This is a genomic window from Algoriphagus boritolerans DSM 17298 = JCM 18970 (genome assembly GCF_900108085.1).
Classification (GTDB): Bacteria; Bacteroidota; Bacteroidia; order Cytophagales; family Cyclobacteriaceae; genus Algoriphagus; species Algoriphagus boritolerans.
This window is the reverse complement of record NZ_FNVR01000024.1, coordinates 52,754-62,770: the sequence shown is the minus strand read 5'-3', so window position 1 is coordinate 62,770 and position 10,017 is coordinate 52,754. Positions and strand designations below refer to the sequence as shown.

Annotated in this window: 7 protein-coding genes and 1 tRNA gene; 2 read left to right on the top strand and 6 right to left on the bottom strand. The window is 41.3% G+C overall.

The genetic code is table 11. The features are described 5' to 3' along the window. Nucleotides 1-190: 190 nt before the first annotated feature. From C4S61_RS16780 to C4S61_RS16755, 6 genes are all read right to left on the bottom strand, one after another. A complete protein-coding gene (locus C4S61_RS16780; protein ID WP_103925960.1) occupies nt 191-1,210 on the bottom strand; it encodes a PorP/SprF family type IX secretion system membrane protein in 1,020 nt (339 codons plus the stop codon). Then, nucleotides 1,207-3,510, bottom strand: coding sequence for a PKD domain-containing protein (locus tag C4S61_RS16775; RefSeq protein WP_235010060.1), 2,304 nt, complete (start codon nt 3,508-3,510; stop codon nt 1,207-1,209). The genes C4S61_RS16780 and C4S61_RS16775 overlap by 4 nt, the downstream gene beginning before the upstream one ends. A gap of 138 nt (nt 3,511-3,648) precedes the next feature. Next, nucleotides 3,649-4,920, bottom strand: a complete 1,272-nt coding sequence (locus C4S61_RS16770; RefSeq protein ID WP_103925959.1) for an adenylosuccinate synthase — start codon at nt 4,918-4,920, stop codon at nt 3,649-3,651. A gap of 298 nt (nt 4,921-5,218) precedes the next feature. Then, nucleotides 5,219-5,560, bottom strand: a complete 342-nt coding sequence (locus C4S61_RS16765; RefSeq protein ID WP_103925958.1) for an STAS domain-containing protein — start codon at nt 5,558-5,560, stop codon at nt 5,219-5,221. After that, on the bottom strand, nt 5,561-6,028 hold the full coding sequence (locus C4S61_RS16760) for a Fur family transcriptional regulator (protein ID WP_103925957.1): 468 nt from the start codon (nt 6,026-6,028) through the stop codon (nt 5,561-5,563). A gap of 48 nt (nt 6,029-6,076) precedes the next feature. After that, nucleotides 6,077-8,293, bottom strand: coding sequence for a RelA/SpoT family protein (locus C4S61_RS16755; protein ID WP_103925956.1), 2,217 nt, complete (start codon nt 8,291-8,293; stop codon nt 6,077-6,079). Nucleotides 8,294-8,459: 166 nt separating this feature from the next. On the opposite strand from C4S61_RS16755, the gene C4S61_RS16750 reads away from it, so the two are divergent. Next, a tRNA-Leu gene (locus C4S61_RS16750) sits at nt 8,460-8,541 on the top strand. 91 nt (nt 8,542-8,632) lie between these two features. Beyond that, the gene (gene tig / locus C4S61_RS16745) at nt 8,633-9,961 is read left to right on the top strand and encodes a trigger factor (protein ID WP_103925955.1); all 1,329 of its coding nucleotides are present in this window, start codon (nt 8,633-8,635) and stop codon (nt 9,959-9,961) included. The last annotated feature ends 56 nt before the right edge of the window (nt 9,962-10,017 follow it).

Below are 10,017 nucleotides of genomic sequence, written 5' to 3'. Positions count from 1 at the left end.
GTGCAAATATCCCCCTTTTTTCTCCCAACACAATACCTCATCCAATAAAAATTTATCATCAACGCTAAGTCACTGGAAATGATCAGGAAAAATTTTCATCTGAATTCAATTAAAAAACCACTGCCGAAGCAAATACAAAAGAGAAAATAACTACAGTAAACAGAATTTTATTCCGAAAATAAGGAAAAAATTAATATCTAAATGAAGGTAACTCGGGATAATACCGCTTTCTAGGATCCTTTGATGAAAAAACATATCTAACTGACAACTCATGTGCCCCGCCCGAAGAAAGAAATCCCAACTTGGAAATGGCATAATCAAAACTGTATCCAAGTTCAAGCCCTGAAGGAAGATTCACTCCCAGCAAAAATATCAATGACTCATTATTTGGAAGTTCATATTTGGTAGGAATCCCCCTATACCAAAGTCCAAGAACCAATGGCTCAAAGAAAAATTCGGCACCAAGGTCTAATTGAGAAAACTCACCTTGCTGCTTGTAATTAAATCCTACCGCAACTGACCGCTCCTGATCCGTATTATTAAAAAACTCATTGATATCTCCAGGAGCAAGGTCGAATCGATACCCGCCATGAACAGCATACTTAATGGGAAGCTGATTTGTATTATCGGCCAGATAGCTAATCTCCGGCTCAAGCAAATGCGCGGCAGATACTCCAAACCAAGATTTCTCACCATAATATAAAAGACCTGCGTGTGCATCCGCTGACCTAATTTGGCTATCTCCTTCAAAAGCCTCTCCGGGCGAACCATTTATCAAGCCTGTATCTATATTCAGTTGTGTTCCCAATATCACCCGATCAAAAAGCGCATCACGAGCCACAAAGCTCCCCTGCATACCGGCTTGGATATAACTCTTCTCATTCAGCCTTAACCTGTAGGAATACACGAGTCCAATTTCATTTAAACTGGTCTGTGTGAAAGATTCCTGAGCACCCTGAAAGATCAAGCCAAACCCGGAATTCAGTCGCTCCTCAAAATGATCAAAATAGGCAGTATAGGCTACAAAACTCTGATCCAAAGCGGGCCATTGATTTCTGAAATTAACTCCAACCCTTGTCAAACTGGTACTACCAGTGAAAGCCGGATTCAAATAAAGAGGATTGGCATAATACTGACTGTACTGAATATCCTGAGCGAAGAGATGAAAGCATGAAATTTGAATAGCCAATAAAAAGAGGATTTGTTTCATCTTATTAGCCTGAATTTACCACTCTCTTTCACTTTTTCACCTTCCGTTGTCACCCCATTGACTCGGTAGACAAAAAGTCCAGCATCAAGTAATTTTCCATTTAGTGTACCGTCCCAGCCTTCAGTCTCTAGATCTTCTGTCCTGAATATCATTTCCCCCCAGATATTAAAAATTAACAACTCTAAACTCACTAAACCCTTTTGTTTTGGAAGAAAAGTGCCATTTTCCCCCTCACCAGGTGTAAATCCAGTCGGAATCATCAGACGGTAACTACGTGTGATTGAAACGGCCTTGGATATTGTTTGCTGACAGCCATATTCGTCTGTAATAACCAAACTAACATTGAAATCACCCTTCTTGCCAAAGACATGAACTGGATTTTTATCCTGAGAAAAAGATCCGTCTCCAAAATCCCACTCCCATTTTATAGCTCTATCATCAGACAAGTCGGTAAACTGAATGATATCACTTGGAAATACGCCCCCTCCTGCTTCATCTTTTACCCCAGTACCTTGAACTCCAAAATCAAAATCAATCAATAGCTCTGTTTCCTGAATATATACCTCCACAGCTACTGGTTCAGAGTAACAATCTAAACTCTTAAGCTTAACTTTTAGCTCGTAAAGACCCGATTGAGAAACCGACATCAATTCATCATCCATCAAAATCAGTCCATTCCCGGTAAGCTGGTAATCATAAGTAATCGGATCATATCCACTAATCTGACTGGTAATATCAACGACTTGCCCAGTCAGGCAGCCTACTACAGGCGATCCTACTTCCAATACCGGTAAGTCAGGCAATGCAACAATGACTTTATTGCTGATAGCAGGGCAATTTTTTCGGTTGTAACCTAAAACTTCATATTCTCCAGGTTCTCCTGTCATGAACGTGTTTTGAGTTTCGCTTTCTATTAAAACACCATCCTTATACCATTCAAAGCGCTCGTATGCTTCATCACCAATCCCAATGAAAGAAACTTCATCTCCTCCACAGATATTAATTTGATCAACGGGTTCGTTTTCTCCAGCTATTAATAAACTTATAGGCTGTGGAGATTCTTGAATGGCAATAGTTATCGAATTTCCCTTAGAAGTCTTTCCATAACTATCGGTTATGGTGTAAAAAACTGTCACCTCTTGGTCGACAAATTCCTCCTTCGGAGAAAAAGTAAATCCTCCTTCTTCTTCATCACTTGCTATAAACGTACCCTGTGGTAAAATCAGCACCCTGTTCTGCTCTAAGCATCGAGCCTGAGCACAAATATCCTCACTTTCTGCTTTGATGTCTTCCAGTGATTCATAGAGTTGTAGACATCTAATGACACTATTCTCATTGGGTAAGACCACTTGCTGATCCGTGATGTAAAATTGGTTTTCTTGGCCAGCACAGGAGGTGAAATCGGTAAGATCACTCCCTTCGGGATTCTTCAATGAATCGTCGGCCGAAACCTCCACGACCAAATTCCGAATTTCATGGAAGTTGGTCGATTCTCCTGTGGAAGCAGCAAATCCAATCTTTAAATCCTTGGGAGCAGCATAAGGAAATGAAGCTCCCTGAAAAATCGTCACCAGCCTAGGATTTCCTACCTCGGTGGTTACCTCCATCTCAAGTTTGACCAAATATCCTATTCCAGAAGGGTGGGGCTCTAATTCTAAAAATACTTTGCGATAGCCTACTTCACTGGATTCTTCGACACGCTGAGTCCCCTGCCCGCCAGAACTTAGCGGAAAACGATACTGCACGTCTAGCGCCAAGTCGTTTGCGCCTGCAGGTGGATTTTGGGTAATTTTGCCTATCACATAATCATAGCCGGAAAATCCACTTCCCCCCTTTCGCAGGGTAATGCTATTGGGGAACAAGGCGGTTGAGCCCTGTAGAAATCCTCCGTTTTTGCCCTCGGAGGTATTGCTGTATTTGCCAAAGGCATCAAAACCCAGACCCAGATAGGCTCCAGTTAATCCCGGCTGCTCATTTCGCTGTGCATAGCCCAGAGAACCTCCAAATCCACCCGGAGCAAAATTGGACACATCAGCATCAAATAAAAACACAGAAAGTCCATCTGCTCCCGTGCCCCCATACATGAAATACTCAAATTCAACCTTGATCCCATAGGTGGAAGGAAAAGGCACATCTATATAAACATACCCATTTTGATTATTCAGGTTTGCAGTCAATCTCAATACACCTCCAGTCAAATCAACCGATTCACCAAAAAGAGTTTCCGCAAACGTACTTTCAGTCTGAAAAGTTTCACAATATGGAAATCCAATTTGTGCTTTTGCTTCAATTCCAAGCAAAGCAAAAAATAAAATGGTCCAAATTCTCAAGTTGCCCTTCAATGCCAAATCTTTAGAGTCCTAAATAAATGACAATGGGGCTAGAAAACAAAAGCTCCTAAGGAGAACTTAGGAGCTTTTGGAAATTGTCTCAATTTTTTATCTAAAAATAGTCTGAACACGATCAGGTCCTACCGAAACCAATTTGATCGGAACTTGAAGTTCTTCTTCCAAATAGGAAACGTAGTCCTTCAATTTTACCGGGAACTCATCGTAAGACCTCACAGCTGCCAAAGAACAATTCCATCCTTTGAATACTTTGTAAGCGGGTTGAACATGCAATTCGGAAATTTCAAAACTTAACCGATCAATCCGATCGCCATTTGGTAATTCGTAATGCGTACAGACTTTGATTTCTTCAAAAATATTCAAAACATCGGCTTTCGTCATAAATAGCTGTGTCACTCCATTGATCATGATTGAATAGCGCAAGGCAGGTAAATCCAACCATCCACACCTTCTCGGTCTCCCTGTGGTACTTCCAAATTCATTACCTTCTTTACGTATCGCCTCACCCTCAACATCGAAAAGTTCCGTTGGAAAAGGTCCACTTCCCACGCGCGTACAATACGCCTTGAAAATACCAAAGACCTCTCCGATTTTAGAAGGAGCTACGCCAAGACCAGTGCATACACCGGCAGCCATGGTCGTACTACTTGTTACAAATGGATAACTGCCAAAGTCCACATCAAGTAAGGAGCCTTGTGCACCTTCCGCTAAAATTTTCTTATCGGCATTCAAGGCATCATTAACGAGGTACTCACTGTCGATCAGATTCAGTGTTTTGAAAAACTCAACTGCTGCAAAAAACTGTGCTTCCATTTCCGCCAAACCATCCAAAGGATGGCTGTAGAAAGAAAGAATGGTTTTGTGCTTTTCTACCAGCGTATCGTACTTCTCTCTAAAATTCGGACTGTGAATATCGCCAACCCGCAGTGCGACCCGACCAATCTTATCCTGATAAGTGGGTCCGATGCCTTTGAGCGTCGATCCGATTTTTTTATCTCCTTTCGCTGTTTCCAGCGCAACATCCAACAGTTTATGGGTAGGAATGATAATAGTAGCCTTCTTTGAGATCAACAAATTCTTTTTGTAATCAATGGAAAATTTCTCCAAAGCATCAATTTCTTTTTTGAGAACAATGGGATCTAGTACCACACCGTTTCCGATGATATTCAGGATCTGAGGTCTGAAAATCCCCGAAGGAATCTGATGGAGTACGTGTTTGATTCCGTCAAATTCCAGCGTGTGGCCCGCATTTGGACCGCCTTGGAATCGGGCAACCACCTCATATTGAGGAGCCAACACGTCCACTATTTTACCTTTTCCTTCATCTCCCCACTGGAGACCCAGCAATACATCCATCTTCATTTGATGTGCAGTCTTATCGGTTAATCGAATTTTTTAAAGGGCGAAATTTGCGATAAGGGCAAAGAAAACCAAGGGAAACGAGGTAATTATTTATGGATATACGGAATTATACCAGTAGCCAAATATTCTTTAACTCCACCTCGACTTCGCTCGGTGTCCCCTCCTTAAAAATCCCTAAACCCGGTGGCCGGTCCCGATAACTATCGGGATGAGGCCATTTTCACTTACTGGCAAAGAATCATATAATTATTCTAGGGAATAGACTAAAAATAAAAAAAGCCCCGCAATGGGCTTCTAATCAATTTTTCGATTTGAAATCATCCACCGAATCATAGACCGTAAAGATATTATTCAACTTGGTGATGATTAAGAGTTTTTTGACATGCTCTGAGGGGGCTGTTAGGTAGACTTCACCTCCGGCATTCCGCATTTTGGTCAGCATGGTGATCAGCAGTCCAATTCCGCTGGAACTAATATACCGAACCTCACTTAAGTCTATCACAAAAGTTTTAGCACCATCCTGAATGGCATCTGATACAACTTCGACTAGTTTTGGCCCGACTTCATCACCAATTAAATCTCCCTGAATGAAAAGATAATCGGCCTTTTCATCTTTTTGGGTGGAATAAGTAAGTTTCATTTAGTTCTCATTTCTGTTTTCACACGTTTCTTTTGTACAATTTCCGTAGAGAATCAAAGAGTGATGCAGCACCTGGAAATTCAAAATCTCTCCTACGGTATTTTGGATGTTTTGGATACGAGGGTCACAAAACTCCATCACTTTGTTACATTCCACACAGATCAAATGATCATGCTGCTTGAATCCATAGGATTTTTCAAATTGCGCCAAATTCTTTCCAAACTGATGCTTGGTCACTAAATCGCATTCCACCAATAAGTCTAAGGTATTATACACAGTAGCCCTGCTGACCCGGTAGTTTTTGTTTTTCATACTGATGTAAAGTCCCTCTACATCAAAATGGCCAGTCCGGCTATAAATTTCTTCCAAAATCGCATAGCGTTCTGGAGTTTTTCGGAGCTTTTTATTCTCAAGATATGCGGTAAATATCTTTTTTACTTCTTCGAAATGGGTGGTATTCAAAGCCATTTTCTGCGTTTTTTCAAGTATAACTTTTGCAATCTACAAATGATTCCATTAGTCAAAGCGGGAAATTTTGATAATCCCCTCTACTTGCTGGAGATTCTTGATGAGTTGATTTAGGTGCTCAGTACTATGGACGTAAAGTTTGATCGTACCCTCAAATATCCCCGCGTCGGAATCCACAGTGATTGAACGCATATTTACTTTCAATTCATTGGATATGACTTTGGTGACATCGTTGATCAATCCGACCCGATCCGTACCCAATATTCTCAGTCCCGCCAAAAAAGCAATTTCCTTTTGACTCGTCCATCGTGCTTTGATCACACGATTACCATGGTTGGACAAAAGCTCCAATGCATTGGGACAAGACGTTCGGTGGATCTTAATTCCTTCGTTGATGGTAACAAAACCAAACACATCATCTCCTGGAATGGGATTGCAGCATTTAGCTAAAATATAATCCACCACATCCATATCCTCACCGATCAGAAGCTGATCGTGCTCGGAGCCTTTGAGGCTTTTGATCTCTTTGGTGAACGAAGTTTCATCCTTTACTTTCTCACCGACCTTACTATTCCGTTTTTGATTCTCCTTGAAATCCTTGAAAGACTTGATCGAGGTGGGGTCTATTATGCCCTTTCCTACACGGTAATAAAATTCATTGGCAGTCTTCAGTTCAAAATAAGCGCGAAGCTGCTCTACCCGCTCCGAGTTGAACTCCATCTTCATAGCTTTCAACTTACGTTGGACTATCTCCCTTCCATCGAGGATTGCGGATTTCTTTTCCTCCCGAAGTGCGTCTTTAATTTTGGCTTTGGCCCGAGAGGTGACGACATTGTTAAGCCAGTCTTCCGTAGGTTTCTGTTTGTTTGAGGTAAGGATTTCTACTTGATCCCCATTCTTTAACACATGACTGATAGGAACAAGACGCTGATTGACTTTAGCTCCGATGCATTTGGCACCGATTTCAGTGTGGATTTCAAAAGCAAAATCCAAAGCGGTGGCACCAATAGGAAGAACTTTCAGATCCCCCTTTGGAGTGAAAACAAAAACTTCGTCATGGAATAAATTTCCCCGGAAATCATCCATAAATTCAATGGCATTACCGTCATTGGACTCCAAAATGCTCCTAACTTGGCTTATCCAGTCGTCTAGCCCAGAAACGGACTTACCTTGGTGATCTTTTTCTTTATATTTCCAGTGGGCAGCATAACCCCGCTCTGCAATTTCATCCATTCTATCTGTTCGAATCTGCACTTCGACCCATTGTCCGGTATTACTCATCACCGTGGTGTGTAGGGATTCGTAGCCATTTGACCTCGGTGTGCTAATCCAATCACGAAGTCTGTCCGGATTAGGTCTATAAAAATCGGTAACGATGGAATACACCTGCCAACAGTCTGCCTTTTCGTTTTCGAGCTGGCTTTGAATGATGATCCGAACCGCAAAAAGATCGTAAACTTCCTCGAAAGGAATTCCCTGCTTTTTCATCTTATTAAAGATGGAATACACGGATTTTGGTCTTCCCTTGATTATAAATTTAAATCCTTGCTTGTTCAACTCATCCTCTATCGGCTGAATGAAGGATTTGATGAATTTATTCCGATAGATTTTAGATTCATTAATCTTCTTTACGATTTCCTGATAAGTATCCGTATCGGTATACTTGAGGTAAAGATCTTCTAGTTCGGACTTAATGGCATACAGACCCAAACGATGAGCAAGGGGTGCATAGAGGTACATGGTCTCAGAAGCAATCTTCAACTGCTTGTGACGAGGCATACTGGACAATGTCCTCATATTATTGAGGCGATCTGCCAGTTTGATGAGGATTACCCTGACATCGTCAGACAGGGTAAGCAGCATTTTTCGGAAATTCTCTGCTTGTTGCGAACTGCCGTAATCAAAAACCCCCGAAATCTTAGTGAGCCCATCAATGATGGTCATGACTTTATGCCCAAACTCCCGCTCAATATCCTCAAGTTCCAGATCGGTATCCTCGACTACATCGTGAAGCAATGCGGAAATAATGGATGTTGTCCCCAAACCAATCTCCTCCACACATACCAAGGCTACCTCAAGCGGGTGGTAGATGTAAGGTTCTCCTGACTTTCGACGCATGTCCTTGTGCGCTTCAAGTGAAATATTAAAAGCCTTTTTAATTTGCTTGGTATCACCGGGTTTTAAAATAGGCTTAGCTTGTTTGAGCAGTTTTCGATACCGTTTTAGAATTTCTTTGCGCTCTTCTTCTATATCCACAGGGATCATTAGGGTAGATTTTTATTCAAAATAGGGACATGGATTCGATCATTCCACATTTTTTGGAAATATTTTTTCCGACATATGTGAAAAATAAGAGAATGTTTTTACCTTCGCATCCACAATTGGAAAACGAGATCATTGATCAAATAAACTCGGTCTGATTGAATCCAATGCGGATGTGGCGAAATTGGTAGACGCACTAGACTTAGGATCTAGCGCCGCGAGGCATGGGGGTTCGAGTCCCTCTATCCGCACAACACAAGCCCTCAATCACTCTACTGTTTTTGATCAGACAGGAAAGCGATTGGGGGTTTTTAGTTCATCATCTGTTTAATTTTATACACCTTGGAAATTACATTAGACAAGCATTCAGCAAATCAGGCATCTATTAAAATTACGCTAAACGAAGCAGATTATCAACCAAAAGTTGATGCCAAACTAAAGGATTACGCAAAAAAGGCAGTCATCAAAGGTTTCCGTCCCGGAAAAGCCCCGATTTCCATGGTTAAAGGAATGTACGGTGTTTCCATTTTAGTCGATGAAATCAATGCTATCTTGGGTGAATCACTGAACAGCTACCTAAAAGAACAAACTTTTAGAATTCTTGGAGAGCCGCTGCCTGTCGAAAAAGAAAATAATTCCATCGACTGGAAGACACAAAAAGGCTTTGACTTCGAATACAAAATAGGTTTCGTTGAATCAATTAACCTTGCTTTGGACAATAAAACCAAAGGAGTCAAATATGCTATCAAGGTGGATGATAAGTTGATCAACGAGACTATTGATAATCTGAAATCTCAATACGGAAACAGCACCAATCCGGAAGTAAGCGAAGCAAATGATACTATCTACGGGGACTTAAAAGCAGCTGAAGGAGAATTTGAAAAAACACTTTCTCTTCCTCTTTCCAAGCTTTCCAAAAAGTTTTCGGGCAAATTCATTGGCCTAAGCAAAGATGCTGTGGTCGAATTCGAAGCAAAAGATGTCAAAAAGGATGAGTGGTCTGAGGCTTTTGGGCTTACAGATGAAGAAATAGAAGAAGCAAAAGGTGCATTTACTTTCACGGTGAAAAACATCAACCGAACTGAAGCTGCGGAACTAAATCAGGAATTTTTTGACAAAATCTTTGGACCTGAGACAGTTTCTTCAGAAGAGGAGTTCATTGCAAAAGTAAAGGAGACACTTCAGAGCAGTTACGACCGCGAATCGAAAGTGTTCACCGAAGAGGAGCTCAAAAAAGTACTGATAGAAAAAGCTAATTTAGAACTTCCAGATGCATTTCTGAAAGAATGGCTAATCAGAGCCAACGAAGGAAAAGTGACGGAAGCTGATGTAGAGAAAGAATACCCTATCTATGCAAAGCAATTGACTTGGTCTTTGATCTCAAATCACATTGCTAAAGAAAACAGCATCCAAGCTGAACACGCTGATGTGATCGAAAAAACCAAGGAAATGATTCGTGAGCAGTTTGCCTCTTCTGGCCTTGGAGCCCAATTGGAAGCAAGCATGGATATATTTGTAGACAACTACCTCAAAGGCAAAGAAGGTCAAAATTACATGAACATGATGACCTCCGTCCAAAACGAAAAGGTACTTGCTTTCGTCCAGGAGAAAATTGATCTCACCGAAAAGGAGATCTCAATCGACGAATTCAAGGAACTTTTAGATAAGTAAATCGATTAAGAGAGTTATATTCAAGCGGCTGTCTCAAAAGGCCTACTAGTGTCAGC

Coding starts and splice junctions, on each gene's coding strand:
- C4S61_RS16780 (WP_103925960.1), bottom strand. CDS start 1,210: ATGAAACAAATCCTCTTTTTATTGGCTATTCAAATTTCATGCTTTCAT.
- C4S61_RS16770 (WP_103925959.1), bottom strand. CDS start 4,920: ATGAAGATGGATGTATTGCTGGGTCTCCAGTGGGGAGATGAAGGAAAA.
- C4S61_RS16755 (WP_103925956.1), bottom strand. CDS start 8,293: ATGATCCCTGTGGATATAGAAGAAGAGCGCAAAGAAATTCTAAAACGG.
- C4S61_RS16760 (WP_103925957.1), bottom strand. CDS start 6,028: ATGGCTTTGAATACCACCCATTTCGAAGAAGTAAAAAAGATATTTACC.
- C4S61_RS16765 (WP_103925958.1), bottom strand. CDS start 5,560: ATGAAACTTACTTATTCCACCCAAAAAGATGAAAAGGCCGATTATCTT.